Below are 21811 nucleotides of genomic sequence, written 5' to 3'. Positions count from 1 at the left end.
CCCCGGAGACAACCACGATGGCGATTTATGAATTGGACGGCGTTGCACCGACCCTCGGCGAAGGCGCATGGGTGGCCGACAGCGCGCAGGTGATGGGCAACGTCAAGCTGGCCGACAACGCGAGCGTGTGGTTCGGCGCGGTGCTGCGCGGCGACACCGAGACGCTGACCATCGGACGCAACAGCAACATCCAGGACCTGTCGGTGCTGCATGCCGACATCGGCTGCCCGCTGACCATCGGCGACAACGTCACCGTGGGCCACCAGGTGATGCTGCACGGCTGCACCGTCGGCGACAACTCGCTCATCGGCATCCAGGCCGTGGTCTTGAATAACGCGAAGATCGGCCGCAATTCGATCGTTGGCGCCGGCAGCGTCGTGACCGAGGGCAAGGAGTTTCCGGACAACTCGCTCATCATCGGCTCGCCGGCCAAGGTGGTGCGCACCCTCGATGACGCCGCGGCCGCCCGGCTGCGCCAGAGCGCCGAGCACTATGTAGAGAACGCCCATCGCTTCGCGAAGGGCCTCAAGAAGATCGCCTGACCGGTTCGGTTGCAGGCACACAGAGAGAAAGAAAACGTTTTGAGCGAGCTGCACAAATTCCTGTTCGATGGCCTGCCGGTGCGCGGCATGATCGTGCGCCTGACAGATGCGTGGCAGGAGATCCTTGCGCGGCGCGCCTCCAACACCGCCACCGGCGCCTACCCGCCGCCCGTGGCCGAACTGCTCGGCGAAATGACGGCCGCCGCCACGCTGATGCAGGCCAACATCAAGTTCAACGGCGCGCTGATCCTGCAGATCTTCGGCGACGGCCCGGTCAAGGTGGCCGTGGCCGAGGCCAGGCCCGACCTGAGCCTGCGCGCCACCGCCAAGGTGATCGGCGAGCTGCCGGCCGACGCGCGGCTGCCCGACATGGTCAACGTGAACAACAAGGGCCGCTGCGCCATCACGCTCGACCCCAAGGACAAGCTGCCGGGCACGACGCCCTACCAGGGCGTGGTACCGCTGTTCGACGACAACGGCGAAAAGCTCGGCAAGCTCAGCGACGTGCTGCAGCACTACATGCTGCAGAGCGAGCAGCTCGACACCACCCTGGTGCTCGCGGCCGACGACAAGGTGGCCGCGGGCCTCTTGATCCAGCGCCTGCCCGTGAAGGGCGAGGGCAACCTCGAAGGCACTTCCAGCAAGGACCACGACCAGGCCAACGAAGACCAGATCGGCCTGAACGAGGACTACAACCGCATCTCGATCCTCGCCTCCAGCCTGACGCGCGACGAATTGCTCACGCTCGACATCGAGACCATTCTTCGCCGCCTTTTCTGGGAAGAGAGGCTGCTGCGCTTCGAGCCGCAGGCCGGCCTGCTGGGCCCGCACTTCGCCTGCACCTGCGGGCGCGAGCGCGTGGCGCAGATGATCCGCGGCCTGGGCGTGGAGGAGGCCGAGAGCATCCTCGCCGAGCGCGGCGACATCGAGGTGGGCTGCGACTTCTGCGGCAAGCAGTACCGCTTCGACGCGGTCGACACCGCGCAGATCTTCAGGCCGCCGACGGACCAGATTCCGGGCAGCCCGGTCGTCCAGTAGGCAGCCTGTCGAAGCGCGCTCGCGGACTCAGCGCGCTTCGCTGCTGTCGAAGCCGCCGAACGAAATGTCCGGCGCGCTCGTGTTGTGCTTCGACGGCAGGCTTCGGCCGAAGCGCACCTGCGTGGCCTGCAGGCTCTTGACCTCTGGCAGCGGCAGCACCTGCTGCGCGGCTTGCGGCGCGGCCTGCCAGCGCACTTCGCTCACGTCGGCGTTGTCCGGCGTCACGTACATCGAGCGCAGCACCGCGAAGGGCTGCGCATTCACCGTCGGCTTCGACAGGGTGACGTCGAGCGCGGTGCGCGTGCGGCTGATTTCGTCGACACGCGCCACCGCGCTGCCGCCGTTCGCAAAGCGCACGTGGATCGCCAGCGGCTTCGGCACGATGCGGATCGACGCGATGCTCACCACCGGCCGCGCGGCCGCCTCCACCGGCCCGAGCAGGAACGAAGAGCCGTACACGCCGTCGCCGAAGCGCGGGTCCGGCAGCGGCTTGAGCCGCCAGTAGCCGTCCGACGGATAGAGCACGATGGCCTCGAGCGCCTTGCCGTTCTCCTTCCTGAACACCTGCAGCAGATGGAAGCCACGGTCGCTGCGCTTGCCCACGGTCACGGGCACGCTCTGCGGGCGCCAGAAGGTCGGCAGCGTCATGCCGACGATGCGCCACTCGGCGTTGTCCAGCAGCACCACGGTGCGCTTCTTGAAGCGGTGCGCGGGGTCGGTGGGGTGGGCGCCGCCGTCGAAGTTGCAGCCCGAGAAGTCGGGCGCCGTGACGTCGTTGCCGATCTTGTCGAGATAGTCGGGCTGCAGCGCCTCGATGCGCATGTGGCGGATGCCGTCGCCGCGCAGGGTGAGGGAGACGTTGTCTTCCTCGGCGCAGGCGGTGGTCGTGGTGCCGTTCTCTATCGTGGCCGCGACGGGGGCGGCAGCGGCATGGCCGGCGGCCAGCAGCAGGGCGATGAATGTGGTGGCAGGGGCGAGGCGCGCGGCTGTCGAAAGGGGCATCGGGTCTCCGGTGAAGGGGATGGTGCGCGCCGCTGGGTTACTCGCGGCGCGCGATCAGGTCGCTGAAGAGCTTATGTTCGCATTCCGGGTCGGAGCATTTCTCGCAAGGCCATGACCACGAGGAGGGCTTGGCTTCGAGCCGGCCGCGTGCGCGCGTGCGGCCTTCGTTGCCCGCGATCGAGTTGATCGCGTTCCAGGCGTTGGCAAAGCGCTCGCCGCCGCTGCCATGCACCACGGCGAACGAGAGCCTGGCGCCGATGAGCGCGGCGCGCACCAGCGTGTCGGTCGGCTGCTGCGCATGCGGGCCGTCGCGCATGTCGTCGGCCACCCAGGGCAGGTCGAGCGCGGTGAGCAGCGTGATGGCATAGCGCCGCTGCGCGGCCAGGGCGCCTTCGTAGAGCGAGGTGTCGGCGAACAGCTGTTCGCTGTAGACCGCCGTCATGAGCGCGGTGGTGTCGGCCACCACAACGCCCGACGCGGCGGCGACGCCGATGCGGCGGGTCTGTTCGTCGGCGATGGCCTGCTGTTCGTCGGGGCGCGGCGTGCGGCCTTCGCGCTCGCACCATTCGCGCAGGTATTCGCCAACGAGCGTTACCGGGGTTCCGCGGTCCCGCAGGCGCTGCGCGATGGCGCGCGCCAGCTCGGTCTTGCCGGTGCTTTCGGCGCCCAGCAGCGCGATGACGCAGCCGGTCGGCAGGGTGGGCGTCATGCGCGTGCCGCCTGTGCCGCTTGCGGCAGGCGCTGCCGCCATGCCAGGTAACCGGCCACGCTGAGCGCGGCGAACACCGCGTACAGCCCGACCGTGAGCCAAAGGCCCTTGTGGATGAACAGGCCCACGCTGACCACGTTCACCGCCAGCCAGACCAGCCAGTTCTCGATGAACTTGCGCCCGAGCAGGAACTGCCCGACCAGGCTCAGCCCGGTGGCGAAGCCGTCCCACCAGGGCACGTCGGTGTCGGTGAAGCGGCGCAGGAAGAGGGCGACGGCCGGCCACGCCAAGGCGCAGGCGGCCAGCGCGAGGGCAATGCCGCGCGGCGAAAGCCGGCTGACATGCAGGGCGCTCCCGTCCGCCCGGTGGCCGCGCAGCCACTGGGCCCAGCCCCACAGGGCGACGAAAGCGAAAAAGACCTGGAGCGAGGCGTCGCCGTAGATGCGCGCCTTGGCGAAGACGGCCACATAGAGCAGCGAACTGACGATGGCCAGCGGCCATCCCCAGTGGATCTCGCGCATGTTGCACCCGACCATGGCGAGCGCGAGGAGCGCGGCGACAAGTTCGAGCCAGCTGACGGGAGAGCCCCAGAGCAGGAATGCAGGGGCCGAGAGAAGCTCAAGGATCAGATTCGCCCCCAGAGGGCACCGACACGAAGTGCGCGAAGACTGGGGGTCATCTTAGTGCGCGATCTGGACGAACACTTCGTTCGGCTTCACCATGCCGAGTTCCGCCCGCGCGCGTTCCTCGACCATTTCGAGGCCTTCCTTGAGGTCGTTGACCTCCGAGGTCAGGCGCTCGTTGTTCAGCGCGGCCTTGGCGTTGGCTTCCTTCTGGTCGGCCAGCTTGGTCCGCAGCTGCGCCACGTCGCGCACGCTGCCGCGCCCGTTCCACAGCTGCCACTGCAGGACGCCCAGCAGAAGCAGCAGGATGATCGGTGGAACGAGTCGGGCGCGCATGCGCGGGGCGTCCAGTGCGTTACTTCAGGTTGTAGAACGCGCCGCGGCCCGGGTACACGGCGATGTCGCCAAGGTCTTCTTCGATGCGCAGCAGCTGGTTGTACTTGGCGATGCGGTCCGAGCGCGACAGCGAGCCGGTCTTGATCTGGCCGGCGTTGGTGCCCACCGCGATATCGGCGATGGTGCTGTCTTCGGTTTCGCCCGAACGGTGCGAGATCACGGCCGTGTAGCCCGCGCGCTTGGCCATCTCGATGGCGGCGAAGGTCTCGGTCAGCGTGCCGATCTGGTTGATCTTGATGAGGATCGAGTTGGCGATGCCCTTGTCGATGCCCTCTTGCAGGATCTTGGTGTTGGTGACGAACAGGTCGTCGCCCACCAGCTGCACGCGCTTGCCCAGGCGTTCGGTCAGGTGCTTCCAGCCGTCCCAGTCGCCTTCGTGCATGCCGTCTTCGATGCTGATGATCGGGTACTTGTCGACCCAGGTCGCGAGCATGTCGGTCCAGCTTTCGGACGTGAGCGAGAGGTTTTCGCCCGACAGCACGTACTTGCCGTCCTTGTAGAACTCGCTGGCCGCGCAGTCCAGGCCCAGGGCGATCTGCTCGCCCGCCGTGTAGCCGGCCTTGTCGATGGCTTCCAGGATCAGCTGGATGGCCGCTTCATGGCTCTCGACGCTGGGGGCGAAGCCGCCTTCGTCGCCCACGGCCGTGCTGATGCCGCGGTCGCCCAGGATCTTCTTCAGTGCATGGAACACCTCGGCGCCGTAGCGCACGGCCTCGCGGAAGCTCTTGGCGCCCACGGGGATGATCATGAACTCCTGCAGGTCGAGGCTGTTGTTGGCATGCGCGCCGCCGTTGATGACGTTCATCATCGGCACCGGCAGCTGCATGCCGCCCATGCCGCCGAAGTAGCGGTACAGCGGCAGACCGGACTCTTCGGCCGCGGCGCGGGCCACGGCCATCGACACGGCGAGGGTGGCGTTGGCGCCCAGGCGGCCCTTGTTGTCGGTGCCGTCCAGGTCGATCATCGTGCGATCGAGGAAGGCCTGTTCGCTGGCGTCCAGGCCGAGCACGGCTTCCGAGATCTCGGTGTTGATGTTCTCCACGGCCTTGAGCACGCCCTTGCCCAGGTAGCGGCTCTTGTCGCCGTCGCGCAGCTCGATGGCTTCGCGCGAACCGGTCGACGCGCCCGAGGGCACGGCCGCACGGCCCATGGTGCCCGACTCCAGCAGCACGTCGCACTCGACGGTGGGGTTGCCTCGGCTGTCGAGAATTTCGCGGCCGACGATGTCAACGATTGCACTCATCTTTTGTCTTTCTCTTTCGGTTCTCTTTGGCGGATGAATAAATGGGGCAGGGGGCTCAGAGGCCCTCGACGGCGATCATGTTCATGATCGCGGCGCCGGCGCGCGCTTCGCGGGCCTTGAGGTATTCGGGCGTGTCGTAGAAGGCCTTGGCCTTCTCGAAGCTGGCGAACTTGAGGATGACGACGCGCGTGGGCTTCCAGTCGCCCTCCAGCGGCTGCACCTGGCCGCCGCGCACGCACACCTCGGCGCCGTGCGCCTGCATGGCGGCGCTCGACCACTTCTTGTATTCCTCGTACTGCGTCGGGTTGGTCACCTCGACGTGGGCGATGACGTATCCGCTGCTCATGCGACGGCCTTCAATGCCTTGTTGGTGCTGCCCGCGCCCTTTTCCTTGTGTTCGAGCGCCGCCTTGATGAAGGCGTTGAACAGCGGATGGCCGCCCCACGGGGTCGACTTGAACTCGGGGTGGAACTGCACGCCCATGAACCACGGGTGCACGTCCTGCGGCAGCTCGACGATCTCGGTCAGGTGCTCGCGCTGCGTGAGCGCCGAGATCACGAGGCCGGCCTTGCGCAGTTCGTCGAGGTAGTTGACGTTGGCTTCGTAGCGGTGGCGGTGGCGCTCGGTGACCACGTCGCCGTAGATGCTGTGGGCCAGCGTGCCGGGCGAGACGTCGGAGCTCTGCGCGCCCAGGCGCATGGTGCCGCCGAGGTCGGACTTCTCGTCGCGCGTCTTCACGGTGCCGTCGGCGTCCTTCCATTCGGTGATCAGCGCGATCACGGGGGTGGGCGTCTCGGGGTCGAACTCGGTGCTGTTCGCGTTCTTCAGGCCGGCCACGTGGCGGGCGTACTCGATGGTGGCAACCTGCATGCCCAGGCAGATGCCCAGGTAGGGGACCTTGCCTTCACGGGCGAAGCGGGCGGCCGAGATCTTGCCTTCCACGCCGCGCTGGCCGAAGCCGCCGGGCACCAGGATGGCGTCGTACTTGGCCAGGCGGGACACGTCCTGCGCGTTGATGGTCTCGGAGTCGATGTAGTCGATCTTCACGCGGGCATGGTTCTTCATGCCGGCGTGGCGCAGGGCTTCGTTCAGCGACTTGTAGCTGTCCGACAGGTCGACGTACTTGCCGACCATGGCAATCGACACTTCCTTTTGCGGGTGCTCGACCTCGTAGACCAGGTCGTCCCAGCGCTGCAGCTTGGCGGGTGGGGTGTTGATGCGCAGCTTGTCGCAGATCAGGCCGTCAAGGCCCTGCTCGTGCAGCATGCGGGGCACCTTGTAGATGGTGTCCACGTCCCACATCGAAATCACGCCCCATTCGGGCACGTTCGAGAAGAGCGAGATCTTGGCGCGCTCGTCGTCGGGGATCGGGCGGTCGGCGCGGCACAGCAGGGCGTCGGCCTGGATGCCGATTTCGCGCAGCTTCTGCGCGGTGTGCTGCGTGGGCTTGGTCTTGAGTTCGCCGGCGGCGGCGATCCAGGGCACGTAGCTCAGGTGCACGAAGGCCGAGTTGTTCGGGCCCATGCGCAGGCTCATCTGGCGCACGGCCTCGAGGAAGGGCAGCGACTCGATGTCGCCCACGGTGCCGCCGATTTCGACGATGGCCACGTCCACCTCGTGCGCAGTGCCGATGCCGGCGCCGCGCTTGATGTATTCCTGGATTTCGTTGGTGATGTGCGGGATCACCTGCACCGTCTTGCCGAGGTAGTCGCCACGGCGCTCTTTTTCGAGCACGGTCTTGTAGATCTGGCCGGTCGTGAAGTTGTTGGCCTTGCGCATCCGCGTGTTGATGAAGCGCTCGTAGTGGCCGAGGTCGAGGTCGGTCTCTGCGCCGTCATCGGTGACGAACACTTCACCATGCTGGAAGGGCGACATCGTGCCGGGGTCGACATTGATGTACGGATCGAGCTTGATGAGGGTGACTTGGAGGCCGCGCGATTCGAGGATCGCGGCGAGCGAGGCGGAGGCGATTCCCTTGCCAAGGGAAGATACGACACCACCGGTGACGAAGACAAATTTGGTCATGCCAGTTCCGGACTTTGCAATCCGGGCAGTGGGAAATTGCGATTATAGGTGTGCCCTTCGCGACACTTTCCGCCAGGGGCTTGTTGCCGCGGGTCGGATGGCATGTGAGCAACAATACAGCCCATGCAAGATCTCGCCGGCAAACACATCGTCCTGGGCCTCACCGGAGGCATCGCCTGCTACAAGTCGGCCGAGCTGTGCCGGCTGTTCGTCAAGGCGGGCGCGACCGTCCAGGTCGTCATGACCGAGGCGGCCGAGCAGTTCATCACGCCGGTGACCATGCAGGCGCTCTCGGGGCGCACCGTCTACACCTCGCAGTGGGACACGCGCGAGCCCAACAACATGCCGCACATCAACCTGAGCCGCGAGGCCGATGCGATCGTGCTGGCGCCCTGCAGCGCTGACTTCATCGCGCGGCTGGTGCAGGGCCGCTCCGACGACCTGCTGAGCCTGATGTGCCTGGCCCGCCCCATGGACCGAATTCCGCTGCTCATCGCGCCGGCCATGAACCGCGAGATGTGGGGCCATCCGGCCACGCAGCGCAACCTGGTGCAGGTGGCGGCCGACGGCGCCACGGTGCTGGGCGTGGGCAACGGCTGGCAGGCCTGCGGCGAAACCGGCGACGGGCGCATGCTCGAACCCGCCCAGCTGCTCGAGGACATCACGGCCTTCTTCAGCCCCAAGCTGCTGGCGGGGCAGAAGGTGCTGGTCACGGCGGGGCCGACCTTCGAGTCGCTCGACCCGATCCGCGGCATCACCAATCATTCGTCCGGCAAGATGGGCTTTGCCATTGCCCGCGCGGCCCGCGAAGCGGGCGCCGAGGTCACGCTGGTGGCCGGCCCGGTGCACCTGCCCACGCCGCGCGGCGTGACGCGCGTCGACGTGCTGTCCGCGCAGGACATGCTCGAAGCCACCACCCGTGCAGCGGAGTTTGCTAGCATTTTCGTAGCAACGGCCGCCGTGGCCGACTGGCGCCCGGCCACGCAGAGCGACCAGAAGATCAAGAAGGACGGCAGCGGCAAGACCCCGGTGCTGGAGTTCGTCGAGAACGCCGACATCCTGCTGACCGTCGCGCGCAGCGAACGCGCCCAGTCGAAGAAGCTCTTCTGCGTGGGCTTCGCGGCCGAAAGCGAGAACCTCGCGGCGCACGCCAAGGCCAAGCGCGAGCGCAAGGGCATTCCGCTGCTGGTCGGGAACATCGGCCCGCTGACCTTCGGGCAGGACGACAACGCGCTGCTGCTGGTCGATGCCGACGGCGTGCGCGAACTGCCGCGCGCGCCCAAGCTCACGCTGGCCCGCGAACTGATGACCGAGATCGCCGCACGACTTCCCGACTGGAGGGTCTGATGAACCTGAATCCCCAATGGAACACGCCGCCCAATGGCGATTTCGCGTGTTACGTCGAACGGCTGTCGGCCCAGGCCGCATTGCCCAGGCGCGCGCCGAAGGAGGGCGAACCGGGGCTCGACGTCGGCATGACGCAACCGCCCGGCCAGCAGGGCCCCGTCACGGCAGCCATGCAACGGCAGCAGCAACAGCAGGAACTCCCCAACGGCGAAGTACCCAAGGCCCAGCCCGGTGCGTTCGATCCGAAGGTGCTCAAGGTGATGGGCGTGGTCGGCGCGCTGGTGTTCCTCGTCCTGTGGGCTTCGGGCGTGCCTTTCGGCGTGCTCGTGCTCCTGCTGGGCGTGGCCCTGTGGTTCGCCAAGAAATTGAAGGGCGTGAAGTTCACCCCCGGTGTCGCCAAGTGGCAGCAGCTGCTGGAAGAGGCGAACCGCAAGCAAAGAGAACAGCAACAGAAGCAAGGCAGCAATTAAAAGTGAAAGTCGACGTCCGTATCCTCGATCCGCGCATGGTGGATCAATTGCCCGCTTATGCCACCCCCGGCAGCGCCGGCCTCGACCTGCGGGCCTGCCTCGACGCCCCCATCACGCTGGAGCCCAACGGCTGGCAGCTGGTGGGCACCGGCATCGCGATCCACCTGGCCGACCCGGCCTATGCGGCGATGATCCTTCCTCGGTCGGGCCTGGGTCACAAGCACGGCATCGTGCTGGGCAACCTCGTCGGCCTGATCGACAGCGACTACCAGGGCGAACTGAAGATCAGCGCCTGGAACCGCAGCGACACGCCCTTCGTGCTCAACCCGATGGAGCGGCTCGCGCAACTGGTGATCGTGCCCGTGGTGCAGGCACAGTTTCGGGTCGTCACAGAATTTGCACCTACGCAACGCGGCGAGGGCGGCTACGGCTCCACCGGCAAGAATTGAGCGATTCCTGAGCGGAGCCTGAGTTTCCGGGTGGTAAAGAACGGAACCCGGGCAGCCCCATTGCCTCGAAGGTTTCAACGTGTGTTTTGCGTCATCGTGGCTCTGGCTGCGGCGTTAGACACACGCAGGCGCATTGTTCGTGCGCCGTTCTATCCGAGGAGCCTCTCAACATGAAGATTTCAATGCGCTTCGTTTCCGTTACCGCTTCCGTGCTGGCAGTGGCCACGCTCACGGCGTGCGTGGCGCCGGCGCCCGTCTACCAGACCTCGCGCTACCCTTACCAGGCACCGCCGCAGGCCATCCAGTACCGTGAAGCCTCCTACGTCGAATACGGCCATGTGGCCAACATCGAGGTGCTGCGCAGCGAAACCGCCGGCACCGGCACCACGGGCGGCGGCGCAGTGGCCGGCGGCGTCATCGGCGGCGTGGTGGGCAACCAGTTCGGACGCGGCAACGGCCGTGCCGCGGCCACCGCGCTCGGCATCGTGGGCGGCGCCTTGCTGGGCAACACCATCGAGGCCCAGCAGAACGGTCCCCGGGTCTACGAGATGTATCGCGTGTCGGTGCAGACCGACCGAGGCGGCTATCGGGCCTTCGACGTGCAGAGCCCCGGCGACCTGCGCATCGGCGACCGCGTGCGCATCGACAACGGCCAGATCTCGCGCATGTGACGGATCCGCTCCCCGACCCATCGGGGGCATGAGAAAGCCGGGCAGTGCCCGGCTTTTTCATGGGCGCCACCGCCGTCGTCAGTGCAGCGTCTCGTTGCCCGGCGCCATCGGCGCGACCTTGAAGAAGCCGGTGCCGGCAGTGCCGCGACCGACTTCCTCTTCCGTTGCCTCGCGCACCGAACGCACGGTGATGTCGAGCCGGATCGCGATGCCGGCCAGCGGATGGTTGCCGTCGAGCACCAGGTGGTCGGGGTAGATCTCGGCCACGGTGTAGATCGCGTCCTTCGGAATGTCGGCGTTCACGCCCTTGGGCAGGGCGGAGCCGTCGAATGTCATTCCTTCTTCCGTGCCTTCGGGGAAGAGCGAGCGGGGCTCCAGGAAGAGCAGTTGATCGTTGAAGTCGCCGAAGCCCTGTTCGGGCTCGATCTGCAATTGGACCCGGGCACCGGGCTCATGGCCCTGCAGGGCCGCTTCGATCACGTCGAAGAGATCGTCGCCGCCGACCATGAATTCCACCGGCTCATCGAGCACGTCGAGCACATCGCCGAGCGTGTCTTTCATCGTCCAGGTCAAGCCGACCACGCATTGTTCAGAGATTTCCATTGCAGAATTCTCCCATGGAGATTAATCAACCGCTGCCGTTGCTCGGCGGCCTGAGCGCCGCGCAGTTCATGCGGCGGTACTGGCAGAAAAAGCCCTTGCTGGTTCGCCAGGCCATCCCCGCCATGGTGCCACCGATCGAGCGCAATGCGCTGTTCGCGCTGGCCGAGCAGGAAGAAGTCGAGTCCCGCCTGATCCGGCACGGCAAGGCCGGCTGGTCGCTCAAGCACGGCCCGCTGCCGCGCCGTGCGTTGCCGCCGCTCAAGCAGCCGGCCTGGACGCTGCTGGTGCAGGGCGTCGACCTGCACCACGAGGGCGTGCACGAACTGTTGCGGCAGTTTCGCTTTTTGCCGGATGCCCGCCTCGACGACCTGATGATCAGCTATGCGAGCGACACCGGTGGTGTCGGCGCGCATTTCGACAGCTACGACGTGTTCCTGCTGCAGGCGCAGGGCCGGCGCCGCTGGTCCATCGGCAAGCAGAGCGACCTGCGGCTGCAGCCCGGCGTGCCGCTCAAGATCCTCGAGAACTTCGAGCCCGAGCAGACCTTCGTGCTCGAGCCCGGCGACATGCTGTACCTGCCGCCTCGCTATGCGCACGACGGCGTGGCCGTGGGCGACGACTGCATGACCTGCTCGATCGGCTTGCGTTCGTCCGCATTGGGCGAGCTTGGTGCCGACCTGCTTGCGCGCATGGCGCAGGCCTACTCGGAAGACCTGGAAGACGCCGGCCCGGCCGAACTGGCGCGCTACCGCGACCCCACGCAACCGGCCGTCGACAACCCCGCGCAGATGCCCGCCGCATTGCAGGGCTTCGCGCGCAAGGCCGTGGAAGCCGCGCTGCGCGATGCCGACGCCGTCGATCGCGCGCTCGGCGAGTCGCTCACGGAGCCCAAGGCCAACGTGTGGTTTGGCGAAGGCCGCCAGGCGCCCGGCAACATGCAGCGCGTGGTGCTGGACCGCCGCACGCGCATGCTCTACGACACGCGGCACGTCTACATCAACGGCGAGAGCTTTCGTGCAGGCGGGGCCGACGCCACGCTGATGCGCCGCCTTGCCGACCAGCGCAGGCTGGGCCCGCGCGAACTGGGCCGCGCCAGCGAGGGTGCGCTCGCGCTGCTTGCCGATTGGTCGGAAGCGGGCTGGCTCCATGCCGAATGAATGACGAGGCCGCACAACCGCTGAGCGAAGGGCGCTTCGACGGCCGCGAGGCCTTCGACGCGATCCTGCGCAAGGCACTGGCCGCCGCCGCGCGCGAGGGCTGGAAAGAGATCGTCTTCAGCGATCCTGACTTCGCCGACTGGCCGCTCGGCGAGCGCGCGAGCATCGAGGCGCTGCAGGCATGGTCGGCCAGCGGACGACGCCTGGTGCTGCTTGCGCAGCGCTTCGACATTCTCGAGCGCGGCCATGCGCGCTTCGTTCCATGGCGCCGCATGTGGGACCACATCATCGAATGCCGCGCGACCGGCAAGGCCGCCGGCTCCGAAGTGCCCAGTGCCATCTGGACGCCCACATGGTTCGTGCATCGCATCGACCCCGAGCGCAGCCGCGGCGTGAGTGGCACCGATGCACGCGCGCGCCGTGCGCTGCGCGAGTCGATCGACGAGTGCTGGCGCATCGCGCGGCCCGCGTTTCCTGCGTCGACTCTGGGCTTGTAAGCCAATGCCGCGAATGCGGCTGCCAGACATATTCGAGGCGATATGCAGGTCTAGAATTTTTTCGTTCCAGACCTTCATTGCCAAAGGAGATTCCATGAAGAAGTCATCGTCCGTCCTGATCGCCTCGCTCATCGCCGCTGCCGCGCTCGTCGCCTGCGGAAAGAAGGAGGATGCAGCGCCGGCTGTCGTGACGCCGCCTCCTGCGCCCGTGACCGAACCCGCGCCCGCTCCTGCGCCCGCACCGTCTTCCGACGCGACTCCCGCGCCTGCCACCACCACTACGCCTGATGCGAGCACTTCGTCCGCTACGCCGGCGCCCGGTGCTTCGTCTTCGCTCGATGCCGCGAATGCAGCCACCGAGGCCGCGAAGAAGAACAACGAAGCGCCGAAGCAGCAATGAGCAAGGCACTTTCGCCAGCGCGATAAAAAAACCGCCACGAGGCGGTTTTTTTTATTAGCGGAGAGTGAGCAAGGCCGATCCGAGGCTCACACGTCGAGCCAGGGCGAGCCCTCGGCGGCATCGGCTGTGAGCATCTCCGACTCGTCGCCGCCCAGTGCCTCGGCCATCAGGCGGCGCACGATCTCGGGCCGGTTGTTCTGCTCGCTCAGGTGCGCGGCGACCACATGGCGCAGGCCGCCGTGCAGCACCGCGCGCGCGATGTCCGCCGCGGCCGTGTTCGACAGGTGCCCGTAGTTGCCGCCCACACGGTGCTTGAGAAAGGCCGGGTAGGCCGAGCCGGCCAGCAGTTCGCTGTCGTGGTTGAACTCGAGCAGCAGCGAATGCACGCCGCTCAGGCGCGCGAGCACGTGCGCCGTGGCATGGCCGAGATCGGTCAGCACGCCGAGCGTGCGATTGCCGTCGGTGCAGCGCAGCTGCAGCGGCTCGCGCGCATCGTGGGGAACCGTGAAAGGCTGCACGCCGATGTCGCCGACCGTGAACTCGGCGTCGTCGCGCGCGATGTTCAGCAGGCCCTCGAAATCGCGCCCGCCGGTGGCGAGCCACGTGCCTTCGCTCATCCACACGGGAATGCGGTTGCGCCGCGAGAGCGAATGGGCGCAGCCGATGTGGTCGCCGTGCTCGTGCGTGACGAAGACTGCATGGATGTCGCTGGCGGCAAGGCCTGCGCGGGCCAGCCGCAGGTCGAGCTGCTTGAGGCCGAAGCCACAGTCGACCAACATGCGGGAGGTGCGGCCGCCGCTGGTCGCTTCGACCAGCGCGGCGTTGCCCGTGCTGCCGCTGCCGAGACTTCGGAAGCGGAGCATGCGGGTTACTTCAGGTCGTCGGCGATGACCTTGACGATGCGGTCGGCGTTGGCCGACGTTTCAGGCGCGCCGGCTTCGTTCATCACGACGACCGTGCTGCTCTCGCCCTGGCTCTTGACCGAGATGCGGAACTTCAGGGGTGCCTCGGCCTTGCTCGAGCCGCTGAACAGCTTGCCGAAGAAGCCGGGTTCCTTCTTGTCGGGGTTCGGCGGCACGTAGCGCACGAAGTACACGCCGGCGCTGCGGTCGCGGTCTTCCACGGTGAAGCCGGTGCGGTCGAGCGCCAGGCCGACACGGCGCCATGCGCGGTCGAAGCCTTCGCTGATCTGCACGGCCGGCTGGTTGCCGATCTTGGTGATGGTGGCGGTGCGTGCCGGCGCCGTGGTGGCGGCCAGGATCTTCGACTGTTCCTGCGACACGCCGAGCTTGACCATCAGGCGGCGCAGGAATTCGGTCTCGAGCTCGGGATCGCTGGGGCGGGGCTGCCACACGGTCTGGTCCTGGCGGGAGTTGTTGTAGACCTCCTGCATGCCGCGGTGGCTGATGAAGATCTCGGTGCCGTTGGGCGTGCGTTCCAGGCGGGTGCGGAAGCGGTCGAGTTCGCCGGTCGAGTAGACCGAGTCGACCAGCTTGCCCAGCGTGCCGCGGATGATGTCCTGCGGCAGCTTGGCGCGGTTCTCGGCCCAGTCGGTTTCCATGATGCCCAGGTTGCGCTGGTCGGTGGTCAGCAGGAAGCCGCTTTCCTGCCAGAAGTCGCGAACCGGCTCCCAGAGCTGGTCGGGCGTGCGGTTGACGACGATCCAGCGCTGCGTGCCCGAGCGTTCCATCTTGACGTCGCCGATGTTGCTCACCGCGGTGGGCACGCCCGGGGCGTTGGCAATGCCGGCCTGGTAGGCGTTGGCGGTCACGGCGCCGCCGGGAATGGCGTAGCGGTTGTCGCGCGAGAGTTGGGAGAGGTCGGGAGGGACTTCGAGCGTCGGGGCCTTGCCGGCGCTCTTGTAGTCGATCTTGTCGCTCTCGAGGACGGAGCAGGCGGCGAGGCTGGCGACCAGGGTGGCCAGCAATGCATATCGCGAAATTTGCGAAAGGTTCTTCAACGTCGTCTTCCTTGTTGGAATGGTTCGGTCTATCTGTGGGCCGCAATGCCCGCCATCTCAGAGCATGGTTCGGGCAAAAGGTTGCTTAACCTTGTTGCAGCCAGGGAAAAAGCAGATCGCAGGTCTGGAATGGTTTGGGGGCTCAGTTCTTGAGCAGGCCGGTGGCACGCAGCGCGCCTTCGACCGCCGGACGGCTGGCTTCGCCCAGTTCGGTGAGCGGCAGCCGCAGCGCGCCGCCGCACAGGCCGAGCCTGGCCATGGCCCACTTGAGCGGGATCGGGTTGGGCTCGACGAACAGGTTGCGGTGCAGCGGCATCAGTTCGAACTGGATCTGCATGGCGCGCTTGACGTCGCCCGCCAGCGCGGCGACGCACAGCTCGTGCATCTTGCGCGGCGCGATGTTGGCCGTGACGCTGATGTTGCCCTGGCCGCCGCACAGCATGAGCGCGACCGCGGTCGGGTCGTCGCCGGAGTAGACGGCGAAGTTCTTGGGCACGTCGCGGATGAGCCACTGGGCCCGCTCGATGTTGCCCGTGGCTTCCTTGATGCCGATGATGCCGGGCACCTGCGCCAGGCGCAGCACGGTGTCGTGCGCCATATCGGCCACCGTGCGGCCGGGCACGTTGTAGAGCACGATGGGCAGGTCGCCCACGGCCTCGGCGATGGCCTTGAAGTGTTGGTACTGGCCCTCTTGCGTGGGCTTGTTGTAGTACGGCACGACCTGGAGCTGGGAGTCGGCGCCCACGCCCTTGGCGAACTTGGCGAGCTCGATGGCTTCCTTGGTGGAGTTGGCGCCGCAGCCTGCCATCACGGGGACGCGGCCCTTGGCCTGTTCGACCGAGACGCGGATGATTTCGCAGTGCTCTTCGACATCGACCGTCGGCGATTCGCCGGTGGTGCCGACCACGCCGAGGCAGTCAGTGCCTTCGTCGATGTGCCAGTCAATGAGCCGCCGCAGGGCGGGGTAATCGACACTGCCGTCGTCGTGCATCGGCGTGACGAGCGCGACGATGCTGCCTGTCAGTTGCTCCAAGGGGAATCTCTTTGTCGGTGGACGAAAGCGCCGATTCTACTTACTCCGGCGCCGCCGGAAACACGCCCCCCGGCCCCCTCAGTTTCCCTTAAGGGCGTGGCGGGGCGGCTGGCCGGGGGCGTTTCCGGCCTCCCGCACGGCGGCGATGCGCTGGACGAAGCGGGCCGGCTCGGGCTCGAAACCGTCTTCATAGGCCACCACGCGCAGGCCGGTGCAGGCGGCGAGCAGCTCGCCCGGCTGCAGCAGGAAGTCGGGCCGCGAGGGCTTGCCCACGGTCTCGTTGCCCGCCGCGAAGGTCTCGTAGAGCAGCACGCCGCCAGGCGCCACCGCGGCCACGATGTCGGCCATGCGCGGCCGCCAGAGGTAGTGCGTGACGACCACCGCGCCGAAGGCTTGGCCGGCAAACGGCCATGGCCCGGATTCGATGTCGGCCTCGACAACGCGGCCAAAGGCGCCGGCCGCCGCCACGGCTTCGGGCGAGCGGTCGACGCCCGTCACGGCGTGGCCGCGCCCGGCGAACCAGCGCACGTGCCGCCCGGATCCGCAGGCCACGTCGAGCACGCTGGCGCGGGGCGCGAGCAGGTGCGACCAGTGGACGATCCATTCGGAAGGCGCGCCCGAGCCGTGCGCAGTGGCTGCATCTTTCATGGCGGATCAAGAAACGGGGTCAGAAACAGGACCAGATCTGGTCCACCAGCGTCACCAGGAACTCCGGATGCACGTACATGGCGAACACGCCGCCCAGCACCACCAGCGCGGCGGCGAGCCAGCCGGCGTGCACGATGTGGTGGCGCATCCGTGGTGTCATGGCGCTCTTTATACGCAATCAGCCCGCCGCGCCCAACGGCCGGGGCGCCCGGGCGATGGCGCTTTCCTTCACCGGCAGGTTGATCAGCGCCGCGAACACGCCCAGCGCAATGGCGATGTACCAGACGATGTCGTAGCTGCCCGTGGTGTCGTACAGGTAGCCGCCCAGCCATACGCCCAGGAAAGAGCCGACCTGGTGGCTCAGGAACACGAAGCCGCTGAGCATCGACAGGTGCGCCACCCCGAAGATGCCCGCCACGATGGCGTTGGTCGCGGGCACGGTGGAAAGCCACAGGAAGCCCATGGCCGCCGAGAACACATACACGCTCATCGGTGAAATGGGCGCCAGCAGGAACAGCGCGATCGACACCGCCCGCGCGAAATAGATCGCCGCCAGGATCTTGCGCTTGGCCAGCGTCTGGCCCAGCAGGCCGACCGTGTAGGTGCCGAACACGTTGAACAGCCCGATCAGCGCCAGCGCATAGCCGGCCACGTCGGCCGGCAGGCTCTTGTCGCGCAGGTAGGTCGGCATGTGGATGCCGATGAACGCCAGCTGGAAGCCGCAGACGAAATACCCCGCCATCAGCAGCCCGAAGCTGGGGTAGCGGAAGGCTTCGCCCACGGCCTGCAGCACCGACTGGTCGCGGTGGCCGGCCAGGGCTTCGGTCCTGGGCTCGCGCAGGCCGAAGGCCAGGGGGACGATGACCAGAACCAGCACCGCCACCACGGCCAGCGCCGTCTGCCAGCCCAGGTGGCCGATCAGCCAGCCTTCGACGGGCGCCATCAGGAACTGCCCGAACGAGCCGGCTGCCGCCGCCACGCCCATGGCCCAGGAGCGCCGCTCGGCCGGGATCTGCCGGCCGATCACGCCGTAGATCACCGCGTAGGTCGAGCCCGCCTGCGCGGCGCCGATCAGCACGCCGGCGCTCAGTGTGAACAGCAGCGGCGTCGGCGAATGCGCCATGCCGAACAGCCCCAGCGCATAGAACACCGAGCCGCCGATCAGCACCCGGAACGCGCCGAAGCGGTCGGCCAGCATGCCCGCGAACACGCCGAAGATGCCCCACGACAGGTTCTGCACGGCAAGCGCGAACGAGAAGGTCTGTCGGCTCCAGTCCTGCGCCTGCGTGATGGGCTGCAGCCACAGGCCGAAGCCGTGGCGGATGCCCATGGAGAGCGTGACGATCATCGCCCCGCAGAAGAGGACTTGCTTGATCGAAAGAGTGCGGACTGGCGTTTGCATGATGGCGTCGAATGTAGCGACATGGCTGCTTCGGCAGGCGGCCCGGCGGCCAAAGCCATTGATGATTTATAGGCGTCGTTTCAATGCGCGCCGGGCATCAAAGCGCCTCCTGTATGGGTATCCAGTTGTTTGGCGGCGACTGACTACAATCCGCCCCCATGGCGACTCCCCCCAAGACTCCCCCCAATTCTTCGTCCGCGTCCTCCGGCTACTCGGAAGGCTCCATCCGCGTGCTCAAGGGCCTGGAGCCCGTCAAGCAGCGCCCGGGCATGTACACCCGCACCGACAACCCGCTGCACATCATTCAGGAAGTGATCGACAACGCCGCCGACGAGGCGCTCGCGGGCTACGGCAAGAAGATCAAGGTCACGCTGCATGCCGACGGCTCGGTCAGCATCGAGGACGACGGCCGCGGCATTCCCTTCGGCCTGCACCCCGAGGAAAAAGCGCCCGTGGTCGAGCTGGTCTACACCCGGCTGCATGCCGGCGGCAAGTTCGACAAGGGCTCGGGCGGCGCCTACAGCTTCTCGGGCGGCCTGCACGGCGTGGGCGTGTCGGTGACCAACGCGCTGTCGAAGCGGCTCGAGGTGTCGACCCACCGCGAGGGCTCGGTGGCGAAGCTGGCCTTCAGCGGCGGCGACGTGATCGAGCAACTCGAGGTGCGCAAGCTCGAGGCCGGCGAGCGCAAGCAGGGCACCACGGTGCGCGCATGGCCCGACGCCAAGTACTTCGAGACCTCCGCGCTGCCCATGGGCGAACTCACGCACCTGCTGCGCAGCAAGGCCGTGCTGATGCCCGGCGTGAGCGTCACGCTCACGAACGAAAAGACCAAGGAAAGCCAGCAGTGGCTCTACAAGGGCGGCCTGAGCGACTACCTGATGCAGACGCTCAACGGCGACCCCGTCATTCCGCTGTTCGAAGGCGGAGGCCATGCCGACAAGAACGCCGACAACTTCGCCGAAGGCGAGGGCGCCGACTGGTGCGTGGCCTTCACCGAAGACGGCCAGCCGGTGCGCGAGAGCTACGTCAACCTGATTCCCACCAGCGCCGGCGGCACGCATGAAAGCGGCCTGCGCGACGGCCTGTTCACCGCGGTGAAGGGCTTCATCGAACTGCACTCGCTGCTGCCCAAGGGCGTGAAGCTCCTGCCCGAAGACGTGTTCGCGCGTGCTTCTTACGTGCTCAGCGCCAAGGTGCTCGACCCGCAGTTCCAGGGCCAGATCAAGGAGCGCCTGAACTCGCGCGACGCGGTGCGCCTGGTGTCGAGCTTCGTGCGGCCCGCGCTCGAACTGTGGCTCAACCAGCACGTCGACTACGGCAAGAAGCTGGCCGAGCTGGCCATCAAGGCCGCGCAGACGCGCCAGCGCGCCGGCCAGAAGGTCGAGAAGCGCAAGGGTTCCGGCGTGGCCGTGCTGCCCGGCAAGCTGACCGACTGCGAGAGCAAGGACATCAGCCACAACGAGGTCTTCCTGGTCGAGGGCGACTCCGCCGGCGGCAGCGCCAAGATGGGCCGCGACAAGGAAAGCCAGGCCATCCTGCCGCTGCGCGGCAAGGTGCTCAACACCTGGGAAGTGGAGCGCGACCGCCTCTTCGCCAACACCGAAATCCACGACATCTCGGTGGCCGTTGGCGTCGACCCCCACGGCCCCAACGACACGCCCGACATGAGCGGCCTGCGCTACGGAAAGATCTGCATCCTGAGCGATGCCGACGTGGACGGCTCGCACATCCAGGTGCTGCTGCTCACGCTGTTCTTCCGCCATTTCCCCAAGCTCATCGAAGCCGGCCACGTGTATGTCGCAAAACCGCCATTGTTCCGGGTGGATGCCCCCGCGCGCGGCAAGAAGCCGGCCTCCAAGGTCTACGCGCTGGACGAGGGCGAACTGACCGCCACGCTCGACAAACTGCGCAAGGACGGCGTGCGCGAAGGCGCCTGGAGCATCAGCCGCTTCAAGGGCCTGGGCGAAATGAGCGCGGAACAATTGTGGGAAACCACGCTCAATCCAGACACCCGCCGCCTGATGCAGGTCCAATTGGGCCGTTTCGACTTCACGTCCACCCAGGGCGAGATCACCAAGCTGATGGGCAAGGGCGAAGCGGCGGCGCGGCGCGAGCTCATGGAACTGCGCGCCGACGACGTCGATATCGACGTCTGATTCCGACCGGAATATTCCTCAAGACAGGGCATGGACAGTCACAAGATCATTTGTGGTTCGCTGGCAGGGGCTTGCGCTTCTGGCGCAATCCTGATGCTGGTGCGCGCCTATCCGGAGGTCACGCCGCCAGACCTGTTCTTTGCCGGCCTCGTCCTGTTGCTGGCGTTCCTATTCGTCTGGATGGGGTGGTGGGATGACGCGGTCAATGACAACGCCGAGCCCAGCCGAATCGAACGGATCGCCGCTGCCACGTGGCTCTGGACGCGCCGTATCCTTTGCTGGAGCGCCGCGCTGGTCTTCTTGGGCCTGGCCGTGTCGATGATCTTCACCGGCGTCGAACTCGAACACGTGCCCGTCTTTTTCCTCGTGCTTGCGCTGGGTGGCATGTCGCTCTGGGTCGGACTGAAGGGCGGCGGCCACGCACAAAGCATGGGCGACGACGCTGCGGTCCATGCCGAGCGCCGCAAGCGCTACGGCTGGCGGCTGTGACGACCAGGACCGCATCGCAATGAAACGCTGGTTCCGCCCCTTCATGCTTTGTGCAGCCCTGGTGCTGTCGCAGCAGGGCGCGCACGCCGCCGACATCTACGGCTACATCGACAGCAAGGGCGTCGCGCACTTCGCCTCCGAAAAAATCGACGAGCGCTACCAGATCTTCTTTCGCGGCGGCCAGAGCTTCGACACGACCAAAGGCATTTCTCCGCTCGGGCGCGGTGCGCGCGGCATCGACGGCAAGGTGCCGCAGGCCTCGCAAACCTTGCTCGCCATGTTCGAGGCCTCGCCCGGCTACAAGACCGCCAAGGCCGCGCTGCGCGACGCATCGAGCAAGCACGCCATCGACTACGAACTGCTGCAGGCGCTGGTCGCCACCGAGTCGGGCTTCGACGCGCAGGCGGTCTCGCCCAAGGGCGCGATGGGCCTGATGCAGCTGATGCCCGCCACCGCGCAGCGCTATGGCGTGTCGGCGGACAAGCGCAGCACCATCGAGAAGAAGCTGTTCGACCCGCGCATCAACATCGCCGCGGGCTCGCGCTACCTGCGCGACCTGATCGCGATGTTCCCGGGCCAGATCGAACTCGCCATTGCCGCCTACAACGCGGGCGAGGGCGCCGTGCAGCGCGCTGGCAACAAGATCCCGAACTACAAGGAAACGCAGAACTACGTGCAGACCGTGCTGCAGCTCTATGCGTACCTGAAGCCCTCCGTGGCGACGGGTGGCAGCGTGCGCGGCGGCAAGACGCCGGGGCGCATCCGCATGGAGCTGACGGTGCCGCAGGGCGGCGCGATCAACCGGGGCAACATGCCGTCGGACACGCCGCGCAACATGCCGACCATGCCCGACATTCCCGAGACGCCAGCCACGCCGACCGGCGCGGCCGAGGCATCGGACGAGGCAGTCAATCCGGGCTGAGCGCGCAAGCAAGCACGCAGCCCGCAACA

General features: G+C 67.0%; 26 protein-coding genes. 12 read left to right on the top strand and 14 right to left on the bottom strand.

Annotated features, from left to right (window positions below; translation table 11 throughout):
• Window positions 1–17 precede the first annotated feature (17 nt).
• Window positions 18–542, top strand: a complete 525-nt coding sequence (locus WIX39_RS22035) for a gamma carbonic anhydrase family protein (protein ID WP_081267227.1) — start codon at window positions 18–20, stop codon at window positions 540–542.
• A gap of 39 nt (window positions 543–581) precedes the next feature.
• Window positions 582–1580: an Hsp33 family molecular chaperone HslO gene (locus tag WIX39_RS22030; protein ID WP_106933923.1), complete on the top strand. Its 999-nt coding sequence runs from the start codon at window positions 582–584 to the stop codon at window positions 1578–1580.
• Between the two features lie 27 nt (window positions 1581–1607).
• On the opposite strand, the gene WIX39_RS22025 is transcribed toward WIX39_RS22030, so the two are convergent.
• Genes WIX39_RS22025 through WIX39_RS21995 form a run of 7 tightly spaced genes read right to left on the bottom strand, consistent with a single transcriptional unit; the run spans window position 1608 to window position 7578 of the window.
• A complete protein-coding gene (locus tag WIX39_RS22025; RefSeq protein ID WP_106933924.1) occupies window positions 1608–2582 on the bottom strand; it encodes a hypothetical protein in 975 nt (324 codons plus the stop codon).
• A 37-nt stretch (window positions 2583–2619) separates the two neighbouring features.
• Window positions 2620–3291, bottom strand: a complete 672-nt coding sequence (locus tag WIX39_RS22020) for an AAA family ATPase (protein WP_106937394.1) — start codon at window positions 3289–3291, stop codon at window positions 2620–2622.
• A complete protein-coding gene (gene pnuC, locus WIX39_RS22015; protein WP_106933925.1) occupies window positions 3288–3917 on the bottom strand; it encodes a nicotinamide riboside transporter PnuC in 630 nt (209 codons plus the stop codon). Before pnuC ends, WIX39_RS22020 begins: the two co-directional genes overlap by 4 nt.
• Before the next feature lie 54 nt (window positions 3918–3971).
• A complete protein-coding gene (gene ftsB / locus WIX39_RS22010) occupies window positions 3972–4250 on the bottom strand; it encodes a cell division protein FtsB (protein ID WP_106933926.1) in 279 nt (92 codons plus the stop codon).
• 19 nt (window positions 4251–4269) lie between these two features.
• A complete protein-coding gene (gene eno / locus WIX39_RS22005; protein WP_081267222.1) occupies window positions 4270–5553 on the bottom strand; it encodes a phosphopyruvate hydratase in 1284 nt (427 codons plus the stop codon).
• Between the two features lie 55 nt (window positions 5554–5608).
• Complete coding sequence (locus WIX39_RS22000; protein ID WP_081267221.1) at window positions 5609–5899, bottom strand: DUF1330 domain-containing protein; 291 nt, start codon at window positions 5897–5899, stop codon at window positions 5609–5611.
• Complete coding sequence (locus WIX39_RS21995) at window positions 5896–7578, bottom strand: CTP synthase (RefSeq protein ID WP_081267220.1); 1683 nt, start codon at window positions 7576–7578, stop codon at window positions 5896–5898. Before WIX39_RS21995 ends, WIX39_RS22000 begins: the two co-directional genes overlap by 4 nt.
• Window positions 7579–7701: 123 nt before the next feature.
• On the opposite strand from WIX39_RS21995, the gene coaBC reads away from it, so the two are divergent.
• The 4 genes from coaBC (at window position 7702) to WIX39_RS21975 (ending at window position 10515) form a co-directional block, all read left to right on the top strand.
• Entirely contained in the window at window positions 7702–8925 is a 1224-nt protein-coding gene (gene coaBC, locus WIX39_RS21990; RefSeq protein WP_409195840.1) for a bifunctional phosphopantothenoylcysteine decarboxylase/phosphopantothenate--cysteine ligase CoaBC, read from the top strand.
• Window positions 8925–9395, top strand: a complete 471-nt coding sequence (locus WIX39_RS21985) for a hypothetical protein (protein ID WP_409195839.1) — start codon at window positions 8925–8927, stop codon at window positions 9393–9395. Before coaBC ends, WIX39_RS21985 begins: the two co-directional genes overlap by 1 nt.
• Window positions 9396–9397: 2 nt before the next feature.
• Window positions 9398–9844: a dUTP diphosphatase gene (dut, locus tag WIX39_RS21980; protein WP_409195838.1), complete on the top strand. Its 447-nt coding sequence runs from the start codon at window positions 9398–9400 to the stop codon at window positions 9842–9844.
• A 170-nt stretch (window positions 9845–10014) separates the two neighbouring features.
• Window positions 10015–10515: a glycine zipper 2TM domain-containing protein gene (locus WIX39_RS21975; RefSeq protein WP_409195837.1), complete on the top strand. Its 501-nt coding sequence runs from the start codon at window positions 10015–10017 to the stop codon at window positions 10513–10515.
• Window positions 10516–10593: 78 nt separating this feature from the next.
• On the opposite strand, the gene WIX39_RS21970 is transcribed toward WIX39_RS21975, so the two are convergent.
• A complete protein-coding gene (locus WIX39_RS21970; RefSeq protein ID WP_081267216.1) occupies window positions 10594–11118 on the bottom strand; it encodes an FKBP-type peptidyl-prolyl cis-trans isomerase in 525 nt (174 codons plus the stop codon).
• Window positions 11119–11132: 14 nt separating this feature from the next.
• Between WIX39_RS21970 and WIX39_RS21965 the strand changes: the two genes are divergently transcribed.
• The 3 genes from WIX39_RS21965 (at window position 11133) to WIX39_RS21955 (ending at window position 13172) form a co-directional block, all read left to right on the top strand.
• Window positions 11133–12275 carry a JmjC domain-containing protein gene (locus WIX39_RS21965; RefSeq protein ID WP_081267215.1) on the top strand — a complete coding sequence of 381 codons (1143 nt, stop codon included), beginning with the start codon at window positions 11133–11135 and terminating at the stop codon, window positions 12273–12275.
• Window positions 12272–12772: a hypothetical protein gene (locus WIX39_RS21960; protein ID WP_409195836.1), complete on the top strand. Its 501-nt coding sequence runs from the start codon at window positions 12272–12274 to the stop codon at window positions 12770–12772. Before WIX39_RS21965 ends, WIX39_RS21960 begins: the two co-directional genes overlap by 4 nt.
• 94 nt (window positions 12773–12866) lie before the next feature.
• On the top strand, window positions 12867–13172 hold the full coding sequence (locus WIX39_RS21955) for a hypothetical protein (protein WP_081267213.1): 306 nt from the start codon (window positions 12867–12869) through the stop codon (window positions 13170–13172).
• 86 nt (window positions 13173–13258) lie between these two features.
• On the opposite strand, the gene WIX39_RS21950 is transcribed toward WIX39_RS21955, so the two are convergent.
• The 6 genes from WIX39_RS21950 to WIX39_RS21925 all read right to left on the bottom strand — a co-directional run bounded on the left by WIX39_RS21950 (window position 13259) and on the right by WIX39_RS21925 (window position 18215).
• Complete coding sequence (locus WIX39_RS21950; protein ID WP_285409687.1) at window positions 13259–14035, bottom strand: MBL fold metallo-hydrolase; 777 nt, start codon at window positions 14033–14035, stop codon at window positions 13259–13261.
• Between the two features lie 5 nt (window positions 14036–14040).
• Window positions 14041–15132, bottom strand: coding sequence for an outer membrane protein assembly factor BamC (gene bamC, locus WIX39_RS21945; RefSeq protein ID WP_081267211.1), 1092 nt, complete (start codon window positions 15130–15132; stop codon window positions 14041–14043).
• Between the two features lie 142 nt (window positions 15133–15274).
• The gene (dapA, locus tag WIX39_RS21940; RefSeq protein ID WP_106933931.1) at window positions 15275–16165 is read right to left on the bottom strand and encodes a 4-hydroxy-tetrahydrodipicolinate synthase; all 891 of its coding nucleotides are present in this window, start codon (window positions 16163–16165) and stop codon (window positions 15275–15277) included.
• A gap of 78 nt (window positions 16166–16243) precedes the next feature.
• Window positions 16244–16813, bottom strand: coding sequence for a class I SAM-dependent methyltransferase (locus WIX39_RS21935; RefSeq protein WP_106933932.1), 570 nt, complete (start codon window positions 16811–16813; stop codon window positions 16244–16246).
• 19 nt (window positions 16814–16832) lie between these two features.
• The gene (locus tag WIX39_RS21930; protein WP_199851906.1) at window positions 16833–16973 is read right to left on the bottom strand and encodes a hypothetical protein; all 141 of its coding nucleotides are present in this window, start codon (window positions 16971–16973) and stop codon (window positions 16833–16835) included.
• 18 nt (window positions 16974–16991) lie between these two features.
• Entirely contained in the window at window positions 16992–18215 is a 1224-nt protein-coding gene (locus tag WIX39_RS21925) for an MFS transporter (RefSeq protein ID WP_106933933.1), read from the bottom strand.
• A 158-nt stretch (window positions 18216–18373) separates the two neighbouring features.
• Here WIX39_RS21925 and WIX39_RS21920 point away from each other — a divergent pair, with 158 nt between their 5' ends.
• Genes WIX39_RS21920 through WIX39_RS21910 form a run of 3 tightly spaced genes read left to right on the top strand, consistent with a single transcriptional unit; the run spans window position 18374 to window position 21782 of the window.
• The gene (locus WIX39_RS21920) at window positions 18374–20371 is read left to right on the top strand and encodes a DNA topoisomerase IV subunit B (protein WP_106933934.1); all 1998 of its coding nucleotides are present in this window, start codon (window positions 18374–18376) and stop codon (window positions 20369–20371) included.
• Between the two features lie 30 nt (window positions 20372–20401).
• Window positions 20402–20860, top strand: a complete 459-nt coding sequence (locus WIX39_RS21915; RefSeq protein ID WP_155742456.1) for a hypothetical protein — start codon at window positions 20402–20404, stop codon at window positions 20858–20860.
• Window positions 20861–20879: 19 nt separating this feature from the next.
• A complete protein-coding gene (locus WIX39_RS21910; RefSeq protein WP_106933935.1) occupies window positions 20880–21782 on the top strand; it encodes a lytic transglycosylase domain-containing protein in 903 nt (300 codons plus the stop codon).
• The last annotated feature ends 29 nt before the right edge of the window (window positions 21783–21811 follow it).

Origin of the sequence: Variovorax sp. AB1(2024), from assembly GCF_037482385.2 — a bacterium.
In the GTDB taxonomy this organism is placed as follows: Bacteria; Pseudomonadota; Gammaproteobacteria; order Burkholderiales; family Burkholderiaceae_C; genus Variovorax.
This window is presented reverse-complemented; position numbering and strand designations above follow the sequence as displayed.